This window comes from Rice orange leaf phytoplasma (assembly GCF_001866375.1).
Classification (GTDB): domain Bacteria; phylum Bacillota_I; class Bacilli_A; order Acholeplasmatales; family Acholeplasmataceae; genus Phytoplasma; species Phytoplasma asteris.
On the sequence record NZ_MIEP01000008.1, the window covers coordinates 81,706 to 105,719 of the forward strand.

At 29.3% G+C, this 24,014-nt stretch carries 26 protein-coding genes and 1 pseudogene; 19 read left to right on the top strand and 8 right to left on the bottom strand.

Going from position 1 to position 24,014, the window contains the following annotated elements; genetic code table 11:
* The first annotated feature begins 118 nt into the window (after positions 1 to 118).
* The 6 genes from BHE82_RS02840 (at position 119) to tsaD (ending at position 5,776) form a co-directional block, all read left to right on the top strand.
* Positions 119 to 910 carry a diadenylate cyclase gene (locus BHE82_RS02840; protein ID WP_071345724.1) on the top strand — a complete coding sequence of 264 codons (792 nt, stop codon included), beginning with the start codon at positions 119 to 121 and terminating at the stop codon, positions 908 to 910.
* 128 nt (positions 911 to 1,038) lie between these two features.
* On the top strand, positions 1,039 to 1,905 hold the full coding sequence (locus tag BHE82_RS02845; RefSeq protein WP_071345725.1) for a DegV family protein: 867 nt from the start codon (positions 1,039 to 1,041) through the stop codon (positions 1,903 to 1,905).
* A 218-nt stretch (positions 1,906 to 2,123) separates the two neighbouring features.
* The gene (locus tag BHE82_RS02850; RefSeq protein WP_071345726.1) at positions 2,124 to 2,723 is read left to right on the top strand and encodes a hypothetical protein; all 600 of its coding nucleotides are present in this window, start codon (positions 2,124 to 2,126) and stop codon (positions 2,721 to 2,723) included.
* A gap of 371 nt (positions 2,724 to 3,094) precedes the next feature.
* A complete protein-coding gene (folP, locus tag BHE82_RS02855) occupies positions 3,095 to 3,991 on the top strand; it encodes a dihydropteroate synthase (RefSeq protein ID WP_071345727.1) in 897 nt (298 codons plus the stop codon).
* A gap of 195 nt (positions 3,992 to 4,186) precedes the next feature.
* Positions 4,187 to 4,702: a 2-amino-4-hydroxy-6-hydroxymethyldihydropteridine diphosphokinase gene (folK, locus tag BHE82_RS02860; RefSeq protein ID WP_071345728.1), complete on the top strand. Its 516-nt coding sequence runs from the start codon at positions 4,187 to 4,189 to the stop codon at positions 4,700 to 4,702.
* Positions 4,703 to 4,789: 87 nt separating this feature from the next.
* On the top strand, positions 4,790 to 5,776 hold the full coding sequence (gene tsaD, locus BHE82_RS02865; RefSeq protein ID WP_071345729.1) for a tRNA (adenosine(37)-N6)-threonylcarbamoyltransferase complex transferase subunit TsaD: 987 nt from the start codon (positions 4,790 to 4,792) through the stop codon (positions 5,774 to 5,776).
* A gap of 416 nt (positions 5,777 to 6,192) precedes the next feature.
* Here tsaD and BHE82_RS03430 read toward each other — a convergent pair whose 3' ends face one another.
* The 8 genes from BHE82_RS03430 to BHE82_RS02895 form a co-directional block, all read right to left on the bottom strand.
* Positions 6,193 to 6,573 carry a hypothetical protein gene (locus BHE82_RS03430; RefSeq protein WP_084024653.1) on the bottom strand — a complete coding sequence of 127 codons (381 nt, stop codon included), beginning with the start codon at positions 6,571 to 6,573 and terminating at the stop codon, positions 6,193 to 6,195.
* Between the two features lie 44 nt (positions 6,574 to 6,617).
* Positions 6,618 to 7,088 carry an AAA family ATPase gene (locus BHE82_RS03435; RefSeq protein ID WP_084024654.1) on the bottom strand — a complete coding sequence of 157 codons (471 nt, stop codon included), beginning with the start codon at positions 7,086 to 7,088 and terminating at the stop codon, positions 6,618 to 6,620.
* 390 nt (positions 7,089 to 7,478) lie between these two features.
* Positions 7,479 to 7,619 (bottom strand): hypothetical protein, encoded by a 141-nt coding sequence (locus tag BHE82_RS03270; RefSeq protein WP_180365503.1) that lies wholly within the window; start codon positions 7,617 to 7,619, stop codon positions 7,479 to 7,481.
* A gap of 345 nt (positions 7,620 to 7,964) precedes the next feature.
* Complete coding sequence (locus tag BHE82_RS02875; RefSeq protein WP_071345730.1) at positions 7,965 to 8,933, bottom strand: hypothetical protein; 969 nt, start codon at positions 8,931 to 8,933, stop codon at positions 7,965 to 7,967.
* A 386-nt stretch (positions 8,934 to 9,319) separates the two neighbouring features.
* A complete protein-coding gene (tsaB, locus tag BHE82_RS02880; RefSeq protein WP_069028148.1) occupies positions 9,320 to 9,910 on the bottom strand; it encodes a tRNA (adenosine(37)-N6)-threonylcarbamoyltransferase complex dimerization subunit type 1 TsaB in 591 nt (196 codons plus the stop codon).
* Positions 9,911 to 9,989: 79 nt separating this feature from the next.
* A complete protein-coding gene (gene tsaE, locus BHE82_RS02885; RefSeq protein ID WP_071345731.1) occupies positions 9,990 to 10,490 on the bottom strand; it encodes a tRNA (adenosine(37)-N6)-threonylcarbamoyltransferase complex ATPase subunit type 1 TsaE in 501 nt (166 codons plus the stop codon).
* 95 nt (positions 10,491 to 10,585) lie between these two features.
* Entirely contained in the window at positions 10,586 to 13,093 is a 2,508-nt protein-coding gene (gyrA, locus tag BHE82_RS02890) for a DNA gyrase subunit A (protein WP_071345732.1), read from the bottom strand.
* Between the two features lie 86 nt (positions 13,094 to 13,179).
* Entirely contained in the window at positions 13,180 to 15,195 is a 2,016-nt protein-coding gene (locus tag BHE82_RS02895) for a DNA topoisomerase subunit B (protein ID WP_071345733.1), read from the bottom strand.
* Positions 15,196 to 15,587: 392 nt separating this feature from the next.
* On the opposite strand from BHE82_RS02895, the gene BHE82_RS02900 reads away from it, so the two are divergent.
* The 13 genes and pseudogenes from BHE82_RS02900 (at position 15,588) to BHE82_RS02955 (ending at position 23,812) form a co-directional block, all read left to right on the top strand.
* Entirely contained in the window at positions 15,588 to 15,971 is a 384-nt protein-coding gene (locus BHE82_RS02900) for a hypothetical protein (protein WP_071345734.1), read from the top strand.
* A 353-nt stretch (positions 15,972 to 16,324) separates the two neighbouring features.
* A complete protein-coding gene (locus tag BHE82_RS02905) occupies positions 16,325 to 16,762 on the top strand; it encodes a hypothetical protein (RefSeq protein ID WP_071345735.1) in 438 nt (145 codons plus the stop codon).
* Positions 16,759 to 17,025, top strand: coding sequence for a hypothetical protein (locus BHE82_RS02910; RefSeq protein WP_071345736.1), 267 nt, complete (start codon positions 16,759 to 16,761; stop codon positions 17,023 to 17,025). The genes BHE82_RS02905 and BHE82_RS02910 overlap by 4 nt, the downstream gene beginning before the upstream one ends.
* A 284-nt stretch (positions 17,026 to 17,309) precedes the next feature.
* Positions 17,310 to 17,603, top strand: coding sequence for a hypothetical protein (locus BHE82_RS02915; RefSeq protein WP_071345737.1), 294 nt, complete (start codon positions 17,310 to 17,312; stop codon positions 17,601 to 17,603).
* A complete protein-coding gene (locus tag BHE82_RS02920; RefSeq protein ID WP_071345738.1) occupies positions 17,604 to 18,134 on the top strand; it encodes a hypothetical protein in 531 nt (176 codons plus the stop codon).
* Positions 18,135 to 18,234: 100 nt separating this feature from the next.
* Positions 18,235 to 18,795 carry a sigma-70 family RNA polymerase sigma factor gene (locus BHE82_RS02925; RefSeq protein ID WP_257608411.1) on the top strand — a complete coding sequence of 187 codons (561 nt, stop codon included), beginning with the start codon at positions 18,235 to 18,237 and terminating at the stop codon, positions 18,793 to 18,795.
* A 14-nt stretch (positions 18,796 to 18,809) separates the two neighbouring features.
* The gene (locus tag BHE82_RS02930) at positions 18,810 to 19,106 is read left to right on the top strand and encodes a single-stranded DNA-binding protein (RefSeq protein ID WP_071345739.1); all 297 of its coding nucleotides are present in this window, start codon (positions 18,810 to 18,812) and stop codon (positions 19,104 to 19,106) included.
* Between the two features lie 105 nt (positions 19,107 to 19,211).
* Positions 19,212 to 19,544, top strand: a complete 333-nt coding sequence (locus BHE82_RS02935) for an HU family DNA-binding protein (RefSeq protein ID WP_071345740.1) — start codon at positions 19,212 to 19,214, stop codon at positions 19,542 to 19,544.
* A gap of 313 nt (positions 19,545 to 19,857) precedes the next feature.
* The gene (locus BHE82_RS02940; protein ID WP_071345741.1) at positions 19,858 to 20,301 is read left to right on the top strand and encodes a hypothetical protein; all 444 of its coding nucleotides are present in this window, start codon (positions 19,858 to 19,860) and stop codon (positions 20,299 to 20,301) included.
* Entirely contained in the window at positions 20,294 to 20,584 is a 291-nt protein-coding gene (locus BHE82_RS02945) for a hypothetical protein (RefSeq protein WP_071345742.1), read from the top strand. Before BHE82_RS02940 ends, BHE82_RS02945 begins: the two co-directional genes overlap by 8 nt.
* Before the next feature lie 945 nt (positions 20,585 to 21,529).
* Positions 21,530 to 21,937, top strand: a complete 408-nt coding sequence (locus BHE82_RS03535; protein WP_440480367.1) for an AAA family ATPase — start codon at positions 21,530 to 21,532, stop codon at positions 21,935 to 21,937.
* On the top strand, positions 21,937 to 22,857 hold the full coding sequence (locus BHE82_RS03540) for a hypothetical protein (RefSeq protein ID WP_440480368.1): 921 nt from the start codon (positions 21,937 to 21,939) through the stop codon (positions 22,855 to 22,857). Before BHE82_RS03535 ends, BHE82_RS03540 begins: the two co-directional genes overlap by 1 nt.
* A 20-nt stretch (positions 22,858 to 22,877) precedes the next feature.
* Positions 22,878 to 23,812: pseudogene (locus tag BHE82_RS02955) on the top strand (hypothetical protein).
* Positions 23,813 to 24,014 lie beyond the last annotated feature (202 nt).

Sequence of the window (24,014 nt, forward strand, 5' to 3'; positions counted from 1 at the left end):
AATGGTTTGCTTTGGTTTTTTGCTTGCTAAAAATTAATTATAAATTGATTGTTTTGCTTTCTAATATCGCCCCTTTTTTCGCCTCCCAAATTTTGCAATTTATCAATCATAATCATTTTTGAAAGGAATTTCTATGTTTGGCACTTCTCCTTTATGGACAGTTTTTTTGTTTTTGTGTATCTTTATTGTTTTTCATTTTTTCTTACGCAAATATCAAGTTTTAAATATGGTATTTTTATTTTTGCTGTTATTTTCCCTTGTTTATTGTTTGAAAAGCTACCATGATACCTTTGTTGAACCTATTTTTAAAAGATATCTTAGTTTAGATATTTCTGAAAACATTTATGATTGTTTATTAAATTTTATTCTAACTAGTATCATCATCATCAAAGCTCCTTATTTAAGAGTTGCTTTTAATAATTGGTCTAAGCATTGGAACATCAAACGAAAAAACTTTTTTATGGGTGGAGATAATACCCAAAAAGAAATTATTAAAGCTACTTTAGAACTTGCTTCTCGTAAAATAGGAGCCTTAATTACGATTGAAAAAAATAATACTTTGGAACAATACGCCCAAAAAGCTATCTTAATTGATGGTAATGTTTCTAAAGAATTGTTATTAAACATCTTTGCTCTCAACACACCTTTACACGATGGAGCAGTTATTATTAGAGGAGATAAAATTTTGTGCGCTAGTGCCTATTTTACCTTGTCTTCATCAGCTGATTACTTAGACAAAAAAACTGGTTCGCGTCACCGTGCAGCTTTAGGGATTAGCGAAACTACAGATAGTATGACAATTGTTGTCTCTGAGGAAACAGGAAATATTTCTATTGCTTTAGAAGGGATGATGTTTCAAACTAACGAACAAGAAAAACTTAAAGAATATTTAGCTATTTTTATGAATTAATTAAAATAAAAATTCTTCAAAATACAAAATAAATAAAATACAACCCCATTTTATAAAATAAAACAATCCCAACTAACCTCAACCCCCAAACCAAATATACCAATCAAAGACGAAAAGGAAACAAATAAATGAATAAACGAAAATTAGGCATTGTAGTTGATTCTACTTGCGGGAATACTTATGGCAAAAACTTTTTTGAAGATATTTCAGTAGTGCCTTTAACATTAATTGTTGGAGAAACTAGCTATATGGATGGTGCCATTGACAATACCACTTTACTAAATTTTATTGAAAACAAACAAAAAGTAACTACCAGCCAACCCAATCCAGAGCTTTTTATTAAAGCTTTCAAGGAACAATTTGACTTAGGATATAAACACGTTATTTGTTTAACTTTATCCAGTAAACTAAGTGGTACTCATAATAGTGCTCTTTTAGCTAAAAAAATGCTTAACAATCCTAATATTACTGTTATTGATACTCAAAATATTGGTCCTGGAGTTTATTTTTTCTTACAAAGAATCAATGATTGGCTTACTCAAAACCCTGATGTTTGCCCTCAAACAATCACTGATAAAATCAATGAAGAAAAACTAAAAGGCTTTTTGTTATGCACTGTTAATAATTTAAAAATATTAGCTTATAATGGACGTATCTCCAAATTTAGATTTTTAATTGGCAATCTTTTGAAAATACATCCTATTTTAAAATTTCAACAAGGAGTGTTATCAATTGAAAAAAAAGTAAGAAACTTAAAAAACTGTTTTAATTATTGTCTTAAAAAAATATTAGAACACAAAACTGCAAATAATAAACTTGATATTCAAGTTATTTATGTAGATGATGACAAAGATGCCAAAGAACTTTTAGCACAAATCACAAACTTAGCTAACCCCCAAATTAAAGCTACTCTTTATGGTGCTATTTCTCCTGTAGTAGCAGCTCATATTGGCTATAAAGGATTTGGATTTTATCTTAACGAAATTACAGATTAACTTATAATGGAATGCATTATTTTTTAATCCCTTATTTTGTTTAAAGTTTTAGAACAGTCAAAACTTTTTATCCCAAAAATTTTTAAAACCTACCTTTAAAAAACACTTAAACAATATTTTTGATTATCTTTTTGGCTATTTTAAGATACAATAAAATTGTAGCTATATTTTAGTTACATTATATTTTTATATCCTTGATGTTAGAAAGAACCAAATAAGTGTCTATATTTTACCAAAGAAAAAAACTTTTTTTCAAAATACTTTTGGTTTTAGTATTAATTTTTTTTATTACAACCATCGCTTATGCTATAGAAGATTGGCATAAATTAAAAAAGGATAGTAATTTTGGATTAAAAATTGCTGCTCCTGCAGAATTGTCAGTTTCTAAACCCGCAGATCTTCACGACACCAATAAAAAATTTTTAGTTCCTACAGAACATAATTTTTTAATGACAACAGAACAAACAGATAGAGTTATTTTTGAACAAGAAGCTACTCTAAAAACTCAAAATGACAAATTAACTTTTATAAACGGAAAAAATAGCAAACTAGATATTAATTATTTTTTTGAAAACCTTGATTTAAACGAACAATTAAAAGATTTTTTTAATGTTCAGATTTTATGGAAATACAAAGAACAACCTCAACAAAGTTTTGTTTCTTATGACAATAAAAATAAACCAGTTATTATTGATCAAAACGGTAATTTAAAAAAAATTATTGTTCAATTTACCATTTATGCTTCTAAAGTTTTTCCTTCTGGATTCCAAGCTAAAGAAAAAAAATTACAGATAAAATATAACATACAAAAACCATAATATTGTTTTGCTATTTTTATTATTTGTGATTTGCAAGTAACAACTATTTTTAATTTTAAGCTCCTTTAAAATTTTAAATTATATAAATTGCTTATTTATTTCAATACTTAATTTTCAAATAAGCGAAGACCGTATCAGCACGGTCTTTTCTTTTTTTTCCTTCACATTTATTTTAGAAAAAGATTAATTTGTTATAAAAATATCTATTTTAATAACCCCCCTAGCCTTATTATTTTTTTCTAAAATGAATTGATGAAAAAACATTTTTTGTGTCTTTTGGCAACCCTCTTTAATAATAAACATCTTTGGGCAAAATAACTTTATTCCAATTCTTAAAATTATAAAACATAGATATAAAGGTAACCAAGTTTATGATGGGACTTAACAATCAAACAATTAATTTCTATTCCAAACACCCTAAAATATGGAAACTGGCTCACAACCGCCAAATTGAAATTTCTCATAAAGCCTTAATTATGGCAATTATTAATGTTACTCCTGATTCTTTTTCAGATGGGAACCAACATTTTACTACTCAAAAAGCAGTTAATCATGCTCTTCGTTGTCTCAAAGAAGGTGCTGATATCATTGATATTGGAGGCGAATCTACTCGTCCAGGAGCAATCCCAATTACTCCTTTAGAAGAACAAAAACGCATTTTGCCTGTTATTAAAGAATTATTACGTCATCCTAAAGCCATTATTTCTGTTGATACTTATCATTTTCAAACCGCTAAATTAGCCATTAAAGCAGGAGCTCATATTATCAATGATGTTTGTGGCTTGCAACAAAATCCTCAAATGGCACAAACAATTGCCTCATTAAATGCAGGTGTTTGTATTATGCATACAGGCAGAAATCGCAAAAAACTTTCTAATGCCTTGCAAGACCAATTTTATTTTTTAAATCATTCCTTAGAAATTGCCAAACAAGCCCAAATTGCAACAGAGGCAATAGTAATTGACCCTGGGTTTGGTTTTGAAAAAAACATTGATGAAAACTTTGATATTATAAAAGAATTTGAGCAATTAACTAAAATGGAACTACCCATATTGGTAGGTCTTTCACGTAAAAGATTTCTTAAAGCAATAATTCCAACTGAAAACTTTTTGCAAGTAGAATCATTAGATGCCATTACTGCCACTGCTAATTTTTTGTTAAGAACTAAAGGAGCTTCGATTTTTCGAGTACATAATGTCAAAATGAATAAAAATAGTTTGCTTTTAGCAGATACTTTAATGAAAAAAATACAAATATTGTTATCCTAAATATATTTTAAAATTATCCCTTTTAAAATAATGAAAAACATTAATTTTTTGCAACATAAAAAACGCAAATAAAACACATTTTAAAAAAAGAATTTATGACTTGTCAAACTTATCAAATATTTTTCTAAAAACAAATATTTTGCAAACATTTTTCTATTTTTTATAACTATACCCAAGTAAAGAACGTATAAAACAATGAAACTTAATAACAATGTAGCAGCCATAGGACTTGGTAGTAATCTGGGAGCTAAAAAGAATAATTTACAAACTGCTTTAAAAATGATTAATTTGCATCCTCAATGCGAAGTTTTGAAAGTTTCTCCTTTGTATGAAACTCTTCCTTGGGGAAAAACAGACCAACCTTTATTTTTAAACGCTGCTGCTCTTATCAAAACTTTCCTACCTCCCTTACTTTTTTTAGATTTTTTATTATCTGTAGAAATGAAACTCAAAAGAAAACGACTGGAATTATGGGGACCGCGTACTATTGATTTAGATATTTTGTTTTTGGGTAATCATACTTGCAAAACTCCTAAATTAACTATTCCTCATCCCTATATGTTAGAAAGAATTTTTGTCCTTGCTCCCTTAGCAGATATTTTGCCTAACCAAATAATACAAACCAAAACTATTTTAGAATGGAAAAACCAATTAGATCAAAATGCAGTTAAAATAATTGAAAATAATCAATGGTATCAACCTTCTTTTTAAAAAACCTAACTGTTTCATTTTTAGATAACTTAATTATTTTAAACTATATTTATTAATGTAAAAATAAAATTGTAAAAAGGAAATTATATGAATATTTTATCAATCGAAACTAGTTGTGATGAAACGAGTTGTGCAGTTACTCAAAATGGTAAAAAAGTACTTTCTAATGTAGTTTTTTCCCAAATTAAAGATCATCAAATTTTTGGTGGAGTAGTCCCTGAAATAGCTTCTAGAAAACATATTCAATTTATGACTTTGGTATTACAACAAGCCCTTAAAGAAGCGAACCTTACCCCCCAAGAAATTGATTTAGTAGCAGTTACCCAAGGACCTGGTTTGGTAGGTTCGTTGCTAGTTGGCATTAACGCCGCTAATGTTTTTGCCTACACTTATCAAAAGCCTCTTTTGGGAGTAAATCATTTATTAGGGCATATCTATTCTGCTCAAATTGAACATGAAATTAATTTTCCTGCCTTAGTACTTTTAGTTTCTGGAGGACACACCGATCTTTTTTATCTTACGGACCACCTCCAAATCAAACCTCTTGGCACTACTCTTGATGATGCAGTAGGAGAAGTTTATGATAAAATTGCTAAAAACCTCAATCTGCCTTATCCTGGAGGACCTTTGATTGATCAATTAGCCCAACAAGGAAAAGACACTTATCATTTGGTGCGCCCTTATTTAAAAAATGATAATCTGAATTTTAGTTTTTCAGGACTCAAAAGCACTTTGGTAAATTTAGTGATGAAACAAAACCTAAAAGATATCAACATTCCTGATTTGTGCGCTTCTTTTCAAGCTAGTGTTATTGATGTTTTATATGAAAAAACTAAAAGAGCTTTAACCAAATATCGTGCTAAACAATTAATTGTTACTGGTGGAGTTGCTTCTAATTCTGGTTTAAGACAAAAGTTTATGGCATCTTTTGCTAACTTGGAAGTTATTTTTCCTAGTTTGCAATATTGTACTGATCAAGCTGCTATGATAGGTATTGCAGCGTATTATCAGAAACAAATTACTAAAGCTTCTAAAAAATATGATCTTACAGCAAATCCTAATTTGTTTTTTTGATTTTTGATAATACCCCTTTTTTATATAATATATAACAAAAAAAGAGTCCCAAAAAGACTCTTTTATTTTTTATTTGGTTGTTGTTATTTTTGGTTTACTTTTTGCTTTGGATTTTGTTGGAGTTTGATTTTTTTCATCTAAAGAATAAACTTCTTTTTGGTTGAGGGTGTCTTTTTCTAATAAAGCTTTGGTTATTTTTTCAACTAATGTTTTATTAGTTATTAAAAGTTCTTTGGATGTTTTATAACATTTATCAACTATTTTTTTTAACTTCTTGGTCTACTTGATAACGAGTTTGTTCTGAACAATGTTCAAAATTAATATATCCTAAAGGACTCATTCCAGAATAAGCAACCATCCCAAAAGCAATGCGAGTAACTGATTTTAGATCTGAATAAACTCCATTTGTTCTAGATTTACAAAAAAAGTTCTTCGGCTGCTGCTCCCCCTAGAGAGCAAACTATAGTATATTTTAATTTATCTTCGGTTTGACTAAAATATTCTTTATCAGAAGTGTGCCACACATAACCTAGAGCTCCTCCTCTTGGAGTAATTATAATGGTTCTTACTTTGGATTCTGAATGAGGGTGTTTCATTAAAATAACGGCATGCCCTGCTTCGTGATAAGCTGTCATGATTTTTTCTTTTTCTTCAGTTTTGCGTGATTTTTTGGCAGGACCTATACTCACTTTGTCAATGGATTCTTCTAAATCTTTCATATTAACTTCTAATTGTTTATTTTTAGTAGCTAAGATGGTAGCTTCATTTACAATAGCTGCAAGTTCTGCGCCTGACATACCGGGAGTTCTTTTAGCTATTTGTAATAAATCAACATCAGTAGCTATTTTTTTCTTTTTGGTATGTATTTTAAGATAGCTTCTCTTGCTTCTAAATCAGGCAAGCCAACAGTTACTTTGCGGTCAAACCTTCCTGGACGTAGTAAGGCATCATCTATAATATCTATTCTATTGGTAGCTGCAATTACTACGATTCCTTTAGTTTGGTGGAAACCGTCCATTTCAGTAAGTAATTGATTTAGGGTTTGGTCTTTTTCGCTGTTTCCTCCAAAATCTCCTTCACTTCTTTTGCCTCCCAAAACATCAATTTCATCAATAAAAATAATACATGGGGAGGCTTCTCTAGTTTCTTCAAAGAGTTTTCTTACACGTGCTGCCCCAACTCCAACATACATTTGGACAAATTCAGAACCAGCAACGGCGTAAAAAGGGATACCTGCTTCTCCAGCTAAGGCTTTTGAAAGTAAGGTTTTTCCTGTACCTGGAGGTCCTTCAAAGATAACTCCTTTAGGCATTACATCCCAAGTGTCTGAATTTTTCCAATTAACATTTTTATTATCTTCTGTACTCCCTTCTTTGTATCATCTTTTAGAAATTAAATTACCATTTTCATCATAAGTTTTATCCCAAGAATATTCCCAATCAATTTGCGGATTTTCTTCTGTGCTTTCTTTTTTATATGATCTATGAGATGAAGTAGTATATTTAGTTTCCTTAGTTATTGCAAAAATATTAGTTAATTTGTAAGAACAAAATATTAAATATAATATAAAACAATATTTTAGATAAATATTTTTCTTTAGATTATTTATTTTTATAATATATATTACAATATATATCCCTTATTTTTTTAATGAAATTTATTATTTATATCAAAAATTATAATAATAAAAATATTTTAAACATTATTTTTTAAAAAGTTGTTCTCTTTTGAAATATACATAAATCAAAGAAACAAAAATAGTGGTTACTAAAACACCCATAACAATTTTGGGGGTAAGTTTTGTTTGTGGTTCTTTTTCTGGGGATTGAGTATTTGCTGGCACTACTGGTTCGTTATCTACTTCAGTTGTTTCATCTTTTTTATCTACTTCAGTTGTTTCATCTTTTTCTTTTGTTATTTCAGATTGTCGAAATTCATCACCTACAATAGTTGTTTTATTTGTTTTTTTAGTTATTGAATTATTAACTTTTATTAAAGTTACAGTTGGGCTTCCTTCTTCTATGGTTTCTTCTATTGTTGTAGTTGCTGATTTTGGTATGAAGAACCAACTTTTTTTATAATCAATTGGTTTTTGTTCATCTTCATTTTCGCTGTCTCTTAAATAATGTGTTTCAGATATTTTTATATTATTTTCATCATATTCGGCATCATAAGTTTCATCATTTTCTCAATCTACTTTTTTATCATCTTCTATTGTATAAAGTCTTTGTTTTTTTATATTGTTATTTTCATCTTGTTCCAAAACTTCTTTTTTAGAATCATCTACAAATGTAATTAACACATTATCATCCTTATTACCAAAGGAATCCAAAGGTACAAAGCCACCATCATCTTCAGAATTCACATCCATAGAAGCATCGCCATCTGCAAGATACACATTAATAGAACTATCATCATCTTCGGAACTTGAACTATAACTGGTTGTCTTTTCGCTTCCATCTGAATTAAAAAATGTTTGTTTTGTCATTTCATTATCTTGATATTCTTTATTCCAATTTTCTTTATGTTCCCAATAAATATCATCTTCTGAGGTTTTAAAATGTCTTTGTTCTAATGTATGTCCACTATTATCATCTAAAGTTCTATTCCAAGTATTAGGGCTTTTCCAATTTATTTCTTTATTGTTATTGAGATAACTTCTTTTATTTAATTTATAAGGTCTATTATTAATAATTTTTAATTCTATATAATAAGTTTTATCGTGATTCCAATTAACTATTTTTTTATATTCTTTGCTATTTGATGTGTAATGCCTTTCAGTTAATATATATTCTTCAGCTTGAACTTCTTCTGCAAAGTTGCCATCATAATACGTTTTATCCCAAGTTTTATCGTGATCCCAATTAACTTGTTTGTTATCTTCGTCGCTGCCTTCTTTAAAATATCTTTGTGAAATTTGTTTATTATTAGAATCATAAACTTTATCCCAAGTATTAGGATTTTCCCAGTCTAATTGTTTTTCTTCGCCTTCATTATGAGGTTTATATGCTCTACTGGATGAAGTGTATGTTTGTGTTTCCTTATTAGTTGTTGCAAAAACATAAGTAATATTTAATATAAAAAATAATAAAGAAATTAATAAATATAATTTAGATACTTTTAAATAAAATGATTTTTTTCTTTTTGCATTATTCATTTTTATAATATAGATCCTTTTTTATTTTATGTTTTTTAAAAAAAATAAAAACAATTGTAATCATTAAAACTAAAAAAATTAAATAATAATATATATTTTTTTAAAACCAAAAAGTAAATATTGAAATGAAAAAATAATTTTTATTTTGTATGTACATTTTTACATTTTTTAACCCCATCTTTTTACAAATTTGCCACAGCAGTTCAAAAAATAAAAAACTTGCTATTAATGTCATTTTATCACAAAAAAATAAAAAACAAGGTTTTTGCTCACTAATCTGTATATCATGAGTGCTTTCCTTGCAATTTTATATATAAAAAAAAGAGACTTTAAAAGTCTCTTTTTGGGATTATTTAATTTTTTTAAAAACATTTTTACTTTTTTTGTCAATCGATTTTTTCTAAATTGAGTTCTGCCTGGGTTTTGGTTAAGTAGTTAGGAACTAATAAATGGCAATTGGAAACAATTTTTGCAAATTGTTTGATGGTGCAAAAATCTATTTTGATAGTAGTTGGTTCAATTAATAAATGATTAGGAAAAGATTGCAAGAAACTGCTTTCAAATCTATCTTCGTTTAAGTAAATGTGGGTTTCTTTGAGGCTTAAAGCAAAAAAAGCATTACTTCTAGCATCAATTAAAGGAGTAAGTGAAGCATAAGAATAACCACTAGATAAAAGTAATAGACTGCTTATTTGGTATAAAGGTATTTGTAAGTTGAAGGCTAACATTTTGGCTGTAAGAACTGCTACACGAGTGCCAGTATAAGAACCAGGACCCACACCAACTATTAAAGCATCTAAGTTGTTTAGACCTAAATTATTTTCTTGTAAGACGCTTTCAATTAAAGGAATCATGCAAGGAACATAATCGTTTTTGCCAAGGCGGGATTTGAAAGTAGTAATTTTTCCTTGGATAACTAAAATAACTATTTGGCTTTTGGTGGCAGTATCTAGAATTAAAATGTTTTTGTGATTCATTGTCGTATCGCTTTCAAAAGTTTGGTTAGAGATTTGCAAAAAAATTTAAAGGTTGATTTTGGAATAAGTATTTTGCATATCATTTTGATCCATTTTTATTTTTATTATCAAGGTTGCTATTTTGATAGATAGTAATTTTTCTTTGAGTTTCATTTAAAAATGTCATTTCTACTAAAAAAGCAAAATCAGGAAAAATGTAACTGCAATTTTGAAAATATTCTACTATAACAAAATCTTGATAAGTAAGGTCTTCTAATAGTTCTTCTAAAAATTCAGTCTCAAGGCCTGTGCGATATAAATCAAGATGATAAATAGTGTGCAATTTGTTCTTGTAGGTTTTAGAAATGACAAAAGTAGGACTACAAATATTTTGAAGGATGGCAAAACTTTTAATAAAACCCTTAGTAAAGATAGTTTTTCCACAACCCAAAGAGCCTTGTAATAAAATGATTGTTTTGCTTTGTTTTTCTTTGGGAGTGTTTTTTTTTTGATTGATGAGTTTTTTTCCTAAATTGTAACCTAATATTTGGGTTTCTTTTGGGGTATTAGTAATTGTTTCTAAATATATTTTGGTTTTCATATGCGTTTAGACCTTTAATTATGAGATTAAAATAATATGATAAGACCTTTGTTCTTTTTCCTTTGGTGTTTTGTTCTTTTGTTGTTGTTTTAAAATTAATTTTCTACGCCATCTACATCAAGTACTTCTTTTTTGACAACCGCTACTGAAACTGCTTTATGACCTGTTTTTAATTTGATGATGCGCGTTCCTTGGGTAGCTTTGTTTTTGGTTTTGGTAATTTGGTCAATTGCTACTCTTACTACTTGTCCTTTGTCAGAAGAAACAATAAGATCATCTGTAGGGAGGACAACTTGTAGGGTAATAAGTCTTCCTTTTTGGTCGTTTACTTTGATAGTTTTAGAGCCTTTGCCACTACGTGCTTGAATGCGGTATTGGTTGACATTGGTTATTTTTCCAAAGCCGTTTTCAGTCATTACTAAAATGTTTTGTTCTTCGGAATCAGTGTCAAATAAAGCAGCTCCTACTAAGAATTCATCACTTCCAAGACGCATTCCAATTACACCCATGCTGTTGCGACTAATACTTTTAATTTTGGTTTCACAAAAACAAATAGCATTGCCATTGTTAGATGCTAGAATGATATTTTTAGTGCCTGTGGTTTTGTTTACTGTAAGGACTTCATCGTTTTCTTTTAACCTAATTGCAATAAGACCTCTTTTGGAAATGTGGCTGTATTCTTTGAGAGGTGTTTTTTTGACTATGCCTTTTTTGGTAGCAAAGAATAAGTAATCTTGGGATTGATCAAAGTTTTTAACACTGGTGAAAGAAGTTAAAAATTCGTCTTTTTCGAATGGTAAGAAATTAACAAGATGGCTTCCTTTGGATTGTCTTTGACCTAAAGGAATTTCGTAGCCTTTGAGTTGATAGACTTTGCCTTTGTTAGTAAAAAATAAGTGATAATCGTGAGTAGAAGTGATTGCTAGATGTTCAATAAAGTCTTCTTCGTAGATTTTCATACCAGAAACGCCTTGCCCACCTCTTTTTTGTTGTTTGTAAGTATCAATATCCATGCTTTTGATGTAGCCTTTGTTAGTAATTGTAATAATGATAGGTTTTTCTTCGATTAAGTCTTCGTCTTCAAAGTTTAGGGGCGCATCAAAATTGAGGGTAGTTTTTCTGTCATCTTGGTATTTTTTCTTCATTTCTAGAAGTTCTTTTTCTAAAATGCGTTCTTTTTTCTTTTGGGAATCAATGATACTTTGGCATTCTAAAATTTCTTGAGTGAGGTTTTTTTCTTCAGTGATAAGTTTTTGAGTTTCTTGGTTAGCAAGTCTTTGGAGGCTCATTTCTAAAATGGCTTTGCTTTGTATTTCATCAAAATTGTATCTTTGCATTAATTTGCTTTGGGCTTCTTTGAAATCTGTAGAAGTTTTGATGAGTTTAATAGCAGTTTCGATGTCTTCTAAAATAGTGATAAGAGCTGTTACTAAATGTTTTCTTGCGATTGCTTTTTTGAGTTCAAAGCTTTTTTGGCGGTTAATAATTTCGATGCGGAAATTGAAAAAAGCTTCTAAGATTTGTTTTAAAGAAACTAATTGGGGAGTTTTTCCAACTAAGGCAACCATATTGATACCAAAAGAAATTCTTAATTGGGAATGTTTGTAAAGCTTGTTAAGAATAATTTTACTGTTTGCGTCTCTTTTAAGTTCGATTACAATTTTCATTCCTTTGCGACTGGATTCGTCTCTAAGGTCTGTGATTCCTTCTACTATTTTGTTTTTAACTAGAAAAGCAATTTTTTCAATTAGATCAGTTTTTTTGACTTGATAAGGAATTTCTGTAACAATGATTGAAGTTTTTCCTCTTTCTTCCGAAACGTGACTTTTAGCCTTTAAGATAACAGCTCCCTGTCCGGTGTGATAAGCGCTTTTTAAACTTTGTAAGCCTAAAAGTTCGCCACCAGTAGGAAAATCAGGTCCTTTGATGTGTTGCATTAATTCATCAATGGAAATGTCTTTATTATTAATGTAGTTAATTAAACCATCAATGACTTCGCCTAAATTATGAGTAGGGATTTTGGTTGCCATTCCTACTGCAATTCCTGTAGCTCCGTTAATTAATAAGTTGGGAAGAGCTGTTGGAAGCACTAATGGTTCTTTTTCAGTACCATCGTAATTATCAACAAAATCAATTGTGTCTTTGTCAATGTTTTTGATTAGTTCCATTGCCATTTTTGCCATTTTAACTTCAGTATAACGCATAGCTGCTGCTTTGTCGCCATCAATTGAACCAAAGTTTCCATGACCGTCTACTAAAGGATAACGGTAACTAAAATCTTGAGCCATTCTTACCATTGCCTCATAAATGCTTGAATCTCCATGAGGATGGTATTTACCCATAACATCCCCAACTACACGAGCTGCTTTTTTGTAGCTTGCGTGACTGTAGACGCCTAATTCTTTCATACTATATAAAATACGTCTTTGGACTGGTTTTAAGCCATCTTTAATGTCTGGTAAAGCTCTTGATACAATTACACTCATTGCATAACTTAAGAAGGATTTTTTCATCTCCTCGCTTAAGTTTACTTCTTGAATGTTGCCATGATCGTGGTCTTTGTGGTTGTTGGCTTCATTGTTTTGAGTTTTTTGTTCGCTCATTTTTAACCTCTTTTTAAATATATATATTAGTTGTTATTTAATGCTATAGTTTGTTAGTTTTAGTTGTATAAAATAATTATTTATAATTAAACGTCTAAATCAGCTTCTAAGGCTTTTTCTAAGATGAAGTTTTTTCTTGGTAAGACTTTTTCTCCCATTAACATGTTAAAAGTTTGGTCTGCTTCCATTAAGGCTTCTTCATCACTTAAAGCATTAAGGGCATCTTTGAGGCTTGCTTTGAGAAGAGTACGAGTTTCTGGGTCCATAGTTGTTTCCCAAAGTTGATTAGGATTCATTTCTCCAAGCCCTTTGTATCTTTGGAAACCATCTTTTAAGTTGTTTTTAGTTGCAAAAGTTTGTTTGGCTTTTTCATCATAAAAATATTTTGGAGCGCCTTTTCCTTTTTGGTATTTGTATAAAGGAGGACGAGCAAAATAGATGTAGCCTTTTTCAATTAATTTACGGAAATGTCTGAAAAAGAAAGTTAATAGTAAAGTTCTTATGTGAGCTCCATCAACATCGGCATCTGTCATAATGATAATTTTGTGATAACGGATTTTATCCATATTAAAGTCTTTGCCTTTACCAATGTTAATTCCTGCACCAATTGCTTGTATTAAGGATTTAATTTCTTTATTGGTAAGAATTTTGGCATCTAGACTTTTTTCTACATTAAGGACTTTACCACGTAAAGGAAGGATAGCTTGAAAACGTGAGTCTCTTCCTTGTTTAGCAGAACCACCCGCTGAATCTCCTTCGACAATGTAGAGTTCAGAAATATGAGGGTCTTTACTTCTACAATCAGCTAATTTGGAGGCAAAACCTAAAGAATCAAGGGGTTTGTTTCTTACTACTTCACGAGCACGTTTAGCAGCTAGACGGGCATTTGCAGAAAGAAGACATTTATCAATTATTTTTCTTGAATCTTGGGGATGTTCTAATAAATATTTTTCTAAAAATTCGCCAAATAATTGGGATGTAATTTGTCTTACTTCAGTATTTGCTAGTTTGGCTTTAGTTTGTCCTTCAAATTGAGGGTCTTGATGTTTTAAAGAAATAATAGCAGTAATTCCTTCTAAGATGTCTTCACTTAATAAATGTTCGTCTTTTTTTAAAAGATTGAACTCCTTAGCATATTTAGAAATAACACGGTTTAGGGCTAGTTTAAAGCCTTCTTCGTGAGTTCCTCCTTCATGAGTAGGAATATTGTTAACAAAAGAAAAGATTTTTTGGCTTTGGGTGTAGTTAGGAATATCATCTTTGCCTTCTTTTTCTTCTATTTCGTTTCCTTGTGCATCTTTTTTAGGGGGACGAATTTTGGTAGTGTATTCAAAGACAATTTCAAAAGCTAGTTTTTGGGATTCTTTTTCCAGATAAAAAATTTCGTGAAAAGGAGTTTGTTTGTGACTAGTGTTAATAAAATCTAGGTAGTCTTGCAAACCTTTTTCATGGCAAAAGTTAAAAACAGTTTCTTTTTCGTATCTTTTGTCAGCAATGTTTAATTTAAGACCTTTGTTTAAAAAAGATAATTGTTGCATTCTTTCTTTGAGAGTATCAAAGTTATAAATGGTAGTTTCTTGGAAAATTTCAGGATCTGCTAAAAATTGGATAGTAGTTCCTCGTTTGTTAGTTTTTCCAATTACTTCCAAAGGCGAAACTGCAATTCCTTTTTTGTATTTTTGAAAATAGATTTGCTTATTGAGATGAATTTCTACAGTAAACCAAGTAGAAAGAGCATTTACCACAGAGGCTCCTACACCATGAAGTCCTCCTGAAACTTTGTAAGAAGAACTGTCAAATTTTCCTCCAGCATGAAGAGTAGTTAGAATTGTTTCTACTGCTGGTTTTCCTGTTTTGGTGTGAATATCAACTGGGATTCCTCTACCGTTGTCAGAAACACTAATAATTTCTCCAGGTAGGATTTCTAAAGTAATGTTGTTAGCGTGTCCTGCTAAAGCTTCATCAATGGAATTATCAACAATTTCCCAGACTAAATGATGAAGTCCTTTTTGAGCAGTTGAACCAATATACATTCCTGGTCGTTTGCGAACTGCTTCCAAACCTTCTAAAATTTGAATACTATCGGCATTGTAATTTTTCAAAAGAATAGCTCCTTTTTTGTAAATTTATAAAATATTAAAAATAGATTAAAGAATAAAGAATAAAAATAAAATTGTAAAACATGAAAAACATGTAAAAAGATAAATAAAAAAACTTTGCAAATAGCAAAATATTAATTATGAAAAACATTTACCAATTATTTTTTAATTCATTATTTTTGGTAAAATATTTATTATTGTTTTTGATAATTTGGATAAAAAGATGATATTTCATACAACTTAATCACAACATATTATAACATAAAAACTAGTTATTTTGTGGTTTTTACAATTATTGAGTAAAAAATACTCTAAATTGGTTTTTTGAGTTATAATAGAAGTAATAGCAATTTTGTTTTGCTATATTAATATTGTAAAAGGAAGGACAAGCATAAATGCAAATAGTAAGCTTAGGCAAGAAAAAATCTTTATTTTTTAGTTTATTTTTATTTAGTGTACTTTTTATTTCTTTATTTAATACTTATCAAACAGTTGGAGCAGAACTAACAACTGAAACAACAACAACTCAAGTAGTAGAAACTTTGGGGGAAGATGATAAATTTGTTCAGACAGTTACAACAGTTAAAGAAGGAAACAAAACAACTGTAACTACTAAAGACGCTGATGGAAAAGTTACTAAAAAAGTTGTTACTAAAACTGTTGAAGGTGTTAAAACCGAAACAACTACTGAACCATCACTTAACAAAGTAACAGTTAAAACTTTTGGAGATGGTGGCACAGTTACTAAAACTGAAGTAACTACAACCACTACCGAATAAAATACAACAACTGAAACAACAACTGAAAAAGAAACTTAAACTAAAAAAGTTAAAACAGTTAAAGAAGACAACAAAACTACACAAACAACAACCCAATCCAACCAACCTACCAAAACAGTTGTTACTCAAACTACAAACGGAGTTAAAACCGAAACAACTACAGTAGAAGGCGCTCCTACCAAAACACTTAGAATCAATAAATCATATCCTTGATATATATGGTAATTTAAAAGCATGTCAATTAGCTGAAAAAACTCATATGGAAGATCCTTGGCGCAACTCTTACAATGAAAATAATTTTTTTCATGAAAATGAAATAAGCGATTAAGAAATTTATTATTTTTATTCTGAAAATGAAATTAGATAATAATAAAATCAATGATAATATAGATCTAAATTTAGAACAACATTTAGATAAAAATTTTAATTATATTTTTCTAAAGAGTAATTTTCTAAAGAGTAATTTTCTAAAGAGTAATTTTATTAAAAAAGGTGAATTCGATTTTAATAATTTTCCTTTAAAAACTATTTTTAATATTTTTGATTCTTTAGAAAAATATAAAAAAAATACTTGGCGTCAAATTATAGAAAATAAAAACTCCAATAGTTCCCATTCTATTTCAGAAATTCGTATAAAACATGTTTGTAAATATTTTTATCAAAAAATTATGGATGAACAACGAGTTTACCAAATAAGAATTAATAATATTGAAAGAATATTTTTTTCATTGATGAAAAAGGTGTTTGTTGTCCTATTGGATATGATAAATTCCATTTTTTATATTCTATGAAAACCAATCCAAAAAAAGTTAATATTAACAAAATAAAACATTTAATTTATACTAATTTAAGACTTTTAACAACTAATGAAGAATTTGAAAATATAAAAAACACATTAATTTTAAATGAATCCAATCAAGATCAAGTTAAAAATATAATGTCACAATTAAAATCCAAAATTCGTAAATGTCAAAAAATGTTTAATGAAAATTGGACAAATATCTACAAACAATTACCTCAACAAATTCAAAATATTTTAGATTGCAAAAAATAAACCTTTAATTTATTTTTCAATCATTAAATAAAAACATTAAATAATTAAATATATTTTTAAACTAAAAGAACTACCTAATTTAGGTAGTTTTTTATTATATTTCACATATTAAAACTATCTTCAAAATTTTTGCATTTTTATTTTCTTTTTTTTGTGAGGTATAATATAATTAATAGCATTTTATTAATTCTTCAAAATTCACTCTCATTAATAATATGCTATTTTTTGTATATTTGTATAAAAATAAAGAAAGAAAAAAGAAAGAAAGGTGCATAATAACAAAAATGCCAACAGACACAGTCAATAAAAAAACAAATCGTTTAGTATATGTATTATCTTTATTAAGTTTATTTTTTACTTTTAATATGATGAATAGTAATATTGTTTGGGGAGAAAAATACCCCAAAACAGAGGCAGTTGAAAAAGCCTTTGATAAATTAGCTCATGATTTAGCAAAAGAACAAGCAGCTAAATATTTTGGTAATGAACAAGACCAAAATGAGGCTGTTGATAAAACTTTTACTTTAACATCGACTTCAGGACAAGGTCCTTCTGTTCCTACTAATCATAAAGTCTAATTGGTAAATTATTTATTAAAAGATTTTGGATCATTTAAAACTTATGTAGACTCTCTTACAGAAACAACAAACTACGAACTAGATGGAGCGCAGGGTCTTCATGCAAAATTTAAAGGCAAATTGAACGAATACAAATTAAATCCCACCCAAAGCGCGACTCTTTCCACTTTTGTAACAAATAATCTTTTTGGGGATGAAAATTTTATGAATTTTTTCTATAAAGATAAGGCAGCTTTATATGTTACACAAGATGTATTTAAAGAAGCAGTTGCTAAAAAGATGGTGACAAAAACACTTTCAGTTGTAACTGACAAAAAACCATTTGGAAATGTGGCAGAAGCAGTTAAAGCTGCTGTTAAAGAATTATTGGAAGAAGAAGCCAAAAAACAATTTCACCAAGATACAGATAAACAAGCTAAAGTTGTTGCAGAAGCAATGAAAACTTTTGATAGTAACAAAAAAACTCAGGTGTTCCAAAAGTTTAGACACTTTTTGATTTTTAAAAATTCTTTTTTTTGTTTTCAAAACTAAAATAATTTTCATATCTTTTCTAAAAATGTTTTTAGAGAGGATTAAAATGTTAAGACAAAATTTATTTAAATAATTTTTAAAAAACAAAAAGAATTTAGAAATACGAAATCAATTAATTGAACTTCATTTACCATTAGTAAAAAAAATTAGTTCAAAATTCAAATATTACCCTAAATTATTAACTAGAGAGGATTTATACCAAGAAGGAATCTTAGGATTAATAAAAGCCCTCAATAATTACCAAGATTTAGGTTACGATTTCATCGCCTACGCGACACCAACCATAAAATCAGCAATCAACGAAATAATAAGAAAAAGCCACTCACCTTCAATACCTCAAAAAACAACCAAATCAAACAATATGAGTTTCAAAGAAGAACAATATGAGCCTGATAGAATAATTAATCTAAACCCACATCAATTATGGATTAAACAATTAAACTATGAACAATTCATAAAAAAACTAAAAACAAAGTTGAGTAAAAACGAATTAAAAGTTGTTTGTTTAAGTTTCGGCATCACCCTAGAAAACATAAACGAAACTTACCAACCCATTTTCACCAATCAAGAAATAGCCCAAAAACTAAATTTAAAAATTTCACAAATTGAAGATTTAAAAGATAAAGCAATACAAAAACTAAAACCAAACAATAAAAAATAAGGAGCAACCCAAAAATGTTAAATAAAGTTCAATTAATCGGAAATATTACCCACGACTTAGAAAAACAATATATCAACAGTAATAAAGAACAAATCGCAAAAATAGATTTCAATCTAGCAATCAACAACAAAGATAAAGTTCAATATATCCCTTGTGTTGTTTTTAGAACTCAAGCCGAAAACTGCCACAAATACCTATATAAAGGTTCAAAAGTATATGTAGAAGGCACCTTGTCAATCCAAAAATATAAAACTAACGAAGAACAAATGCGAACCACCACCAAAGTAATCATCCAAAACATCATTTTTTAGACAACAAAACCAAATAATTTTAAAACACAATTAAGTCCCCAAAAGGGGCTTTTTTATACACCAATATCAACATAACATTAACAAAATCAAAGGAGAAAACAAAATATGACAAAAAAAGAATTAATTAAATCAATAGCTGAGGCAAATAAAACCTCAATAATCCAAACCGAAGAATTTTATAACTCATTTGAAAGGGCTCTAATTAAAGCAATCACATCAAACGCGGAAGTAGTTTTATCATCTAAACTCGGTAAATTCATCTTAAAAACTAGAAAAGCCCACCTAACCCCCGAAACTAAATTTATCATCAATAAACGCACAGGCAAAAAAACCGCCCAAAGAACTGGAAAAAACTTAAAAATTCCCGCAAAAACAGTAGTAACTTTTAAACTCTCTAAAACCATCAAAGATAAAGTTAAAGAACTAAAATTAAAATAAAAGGAGAAATAAAAAAATATGAGTGATGGAATGACCGAAGCATATCGTGGAACTTACTTCAAAGACCGTCCCCAAAAAACCAAAATGAAAAATAACAAGATCAAAAAAACAAAGTAGAAACCAAAAAAAATGAATATTTTAAAACACACACTCTTAGTTTTGTTAATTCCAATAACTACATTTCTAACGTATCAAGCAATTAGTTATTTCCAACCAAATTTACAAACACTTTGTTATATATCAGCCACATTAACGATAATTTTAATCTTTTTTGCGATTTACTTATTAAATAGAACAGAAAGGTAACAAAACCATGTTTATTTTTACAATTTTAACAACTATTACAAACTATTTCCTTAATTATACCAAAGGATTTACAACAACCGAAATCCCAGAACGAAGAACCGATGCAATCCAAACAACTCTTTTCACCATTCTTATTGTCACTGGTTTTAAACCAGTTTTTAAATTAATTAAAAATATAATTATTTTTATTAAAGAAACCATTTTGGGCCTCTTTTTCCCAAACAAAAAACTACAAAACTTAGAAATAAAAAACGCAAAACAGGAATACCGCGAACAACAATTAATAAAAAAACTAGATGAAATAAGGGATTCTCAAAACAAACTACAATCCCAAATCTCAACCCAAAAATTAAAAGTCGCTCTTTGGCGAGACAAAAAAGAAAGAAAAAGATTGTTAAAATCCCAAAAACACAACAACACCTCAATCGGAAAGGACAATGAAAATGACTGATTCAAATTTTACTATTGGCTTCATGGTGGGTGCAGTTTTTATTACCGTTTTATTTTTTATATTTAAACATCTATTTTTTAGTTTTCTTCAACTATTCAACCCTAACGACACTCATCCGTTCAAAAGAAGAATACAAGAATTAACAACCCCAAAACCAAACAATACAAACAATAGCCAACCAAAACCCCAAACCCTACAATCAACTCAAAACCAACAAAAACCCCACTCACAAATAAACAACCCAATTAATCCAAAAACCAACCATCCAACCCCTGGAAAATAAATAACAACCAAGACTCTCACCACGAGAGTCTTTTTTTGTACCAATTCACACGAAAGGAGAAAACACGAAAACATTAACAAAAATATATCTTAGTTTTTTTATCAATATTTGTTTTAATCCTTATTGTTTTATTTATTATCGGATTAACCAAATCATCATTCACAACCAACAATAACCAAAATACACCACCAAATACCCCCCCAACGTAAACACGAAGAGGCAAAACAAAATAACAAAGAACTAAACCCCAAAGAAAAAGAAGCACTTAGTAAAATTCAAACTCGTTTACAAGAATTAGAATTATTCAACCAAAAAAATATAGAAAAATCAAAAAAAATAAAAGAAGAAGACAACATTTTATCTCAACAAATTAATTCTAATTTAGCAAAAATCAACACTTTAAATCAAGAAATAAATACCCTTAAAAACCAATTAGAAGAAAAAACCAACCAATTAAATAACAAACAAACAAACTTAACTGATGATGAAAAAACAAAATTAGAAAATGATATAAACGCAATAAATCAAGAAATAACCAAAACAACCCAAAAACGAGATAAAATCAATGACGAAACCAAAACCCAAACTAAAAAACGAGTAGAAAACACACAATCACAATTAACTAATCAAAACAAAATCCAAACAACTAAATTAGAAATAGATAAAACCACCAACTTCAAAGATATTTATCAAAAAATAAACACCTTACAACAATCAATTAATTACAATAACGCAAACAAAGAACGAATAAAAGAACTAATCCCACAACACCAAGATGACCCCCAAGAAATCTAAAACCTAAAAAGTTATGATTTATTCTTAGACGGACAATTAATCCAATTCGAAAAACAAATTAAACAACTAAAAAACGAAATTGAAATCATCCAAAACCCAAACACCCCAAAACTTGAAAAAAAGAAAGTCACATTCAAAGATGTATACGGAATGGAAAGGGAAAAAGAAGAATTAGAAGATTTAATTTATTATTTCAAAGATGATAACAACGATTTAGTTAACTATGACAAAATCAAACCCAAAGGGTACCTACTGTACGGCCCTCCTGGAACAGGTAAAAGTTTTTTAATGAAAGCTTTATGTAATGAAAGTGGAGCACATTTTATTGAATTTGAACCTTCTAAACTAGATAAAACTTACATCGGCGAAGGAACTGAAGAATGGGAAAAAATTTGGAAAGAAGCAGAATCACATGGTAAAGCAATTATCTTTATCGATGAAATCAGCGGACTTGCTAATAGAGAAGACAAAAACACTAACAAAATAAGCCAAAACATAATTAACAATATATTAACTAAACTAGATGGATTTAATAGTAATAACAAAAAATTGTCTTAATGGGGGCAACTAACTACCTTAATCAAATCGAAAAAGCCCTAAGAAGTAGATTTAGCAAAGAAATCAAAATCGACTTAATCAAAGACCACGAAATTGAAGACTTCTTAAAATTCCTAATCACACCTTATCAAATTAGTTATCACACATATATACATTTAAATGATATCGCCAACAAATGTAAGGGTAAAAACTATTCAAATCGTGATTTAACAACTATCATAAACGAAGCATATAACAAAACTAATAAACATAAATCACAAAATAAAATTCATGAAGTAATGTTGCCTTCCGACCTAGATGAGGCAATAGACGTCAAACAAAATAAAATTCATGAAGTAATGTTGCCTTCCGACCTAGATGAGGCAATAGACGTCAAACAAAATAAAAACAAAAACATGAATGATATCAAAAAACGCAGAAAAGAATGCGAAGAACAATATACATCATGGAAAAAAGGAATAATCAAATACCTAAAACCCCCAAAAGACCAAACAATGATTAAAAGAACCTACACCTTCTACGGCCTCGACGGCCTAGGACGCGGTCACCACCGCGAACATGAACCCACCGACCTCGCCACATTTTGCAAAAACCCCTTCAACAAATGGTACGATGAGGGTATGCGAGTAGATGAGTTTGATGGTTTCTACACAAAAGAAAAACACAATGATTCACAATTTGGTGGGGGCAATGGTGTTCGTATAGATCCATCAAATCATTACATAAAACTCAAATACGAAGGCCCCAAACGCCTACTCGAAGAAGATAAGGACTTTTTCATGGATGAAGTAAACTGCACCTCAAACGAAAGAAGTCCTGAAGGCGTTTTGAAAAACAAAACCTACTACCTCCACTTCAACCCCAAACAATCCTACATCACCCTATACACACAAAAACACAACACAAAAGAAAATAAATAATTAGAAAGAGAGAAAATAATATGGCAAAAAAAATAATCATAATCAAAAAAACTAAAAAACAACAAACAACCAAAAAACCCACAAAAAATCAAAGAAAATTAACCCCAAAAACCACCAAAGCAACCATAATTAAAAAAACTTCAACAAGAATTACTAAATCAACCCCAAAAACTACAAAACCAATTAAACAACAAAGAACCGCACAACCTACTAAAATAATTGTTGAAACCCAACAAAAACAAGATAATTGGTTTGTAAAAATAATCAAATCACTAAAAACTACAATCCTCATTTTATTACCACTCACACTAATTGTAGGTGGTATTTATTGGGTTCTTTTTAAATTCTTTCCTGAAATATTCTCCCAAATAAACACTTTTACAGTCAATGCCGCTACCAAAACCAAATCGTTATACGATAAAATTACTCAACCAATTCGCGATTTTATCGAGTATATCCATAATAAAGCAACAGGCAATAATCAAAATCCTAATCAAACACCTTCACGCCAAAATAAATTAGGTTATTATCTCGCAACTACCCTGAGTATAATCGGTATTTGTTTGGGAATTGGTAAAATCGGTAATTGGTTAAAAGGTGGCACGAAAAAAGCTATCCGAAAAGGAACTAAAAAAATAATTCAAAAAAAGCTACTTCCAAAATAGCGAATGTCGGTAGTAAAATATGTAAAATTGGTAGTAAAATTTTATTTTGGGTTTCTATAGCATCAACCGCTTATGAACTTTACCAATTTTATCAAGAAGGAACCCGAAACCCAAATCCACCTCAACAACTAGAAAATAAAATCGAAAACCCAAACACTCACACACACCATCACGAAGAGGCAATACAAACAAATAATAACGTCGAAGAGGCAAACCAAACCACAAACGATGAACCCCAAGAAAGAGAAACTCAAAAAAAAACAAACAAACAGCCAAACCTCCTGAACTAAACAATAACGAACAAACTCCTCAACTAACTACACAACAACCAATTCATAAACAAAAAATAGAAAACAAGAGAAATGAATTAAATCCTGAAATGCAAAAAACAAGTTGAGGAGTTAATCCAACAAGAAAAAGCAAAAACTCAACAATTAGAACAAGAAAAAAACTATCTAGAAGCTAATTTACAAGCTCAACAATTAGAAATGT